Annotated in this window: 1 pseudogene; it reads right to left on the reverse strand. The window is 56.7% G+C overall.

Annotated features, from left to right (window positions below):
- Positions 1 to 233 (reverse strand): annotated as a pseudogene (locus AAC147_RS12730) (integrating conjugative element protein); the annotation flags it as partial.

A 233-nucleotide genomic window follows, 5' to 3' on the forward strand; every position in this document is an offset into this window, starting at 1 on the left:
CCATTGGTCAGCATGTCATAGAGACCCGGATTGGCGCGCTGAATGACCATGGCCGGTAAACTCGCCACGGCACCGGTGGCGCCCTGAATCACATCACCCATCAGATTCTTAAATCCGGCCGTGATACCGTTCAACTGATTGCTGACAGTGGCTTTCAGGTCAAAATTGCCGCACATTAAATCCGAACGCCAGCCCAGCTCCAGCCCGCCAAGGGTGGCAGAGCCACTGCGACT

This window comes from Xenorhabdus sp. NBAII XenSa04, assembly GCF_963866145.1.
Lineage (GTDB): Bacteria > Pseudomonadota > Gammaproteobacteria > Enterobacterales > Enterobacteriaceae > Xenorhabdus > Xenorhabdus indica.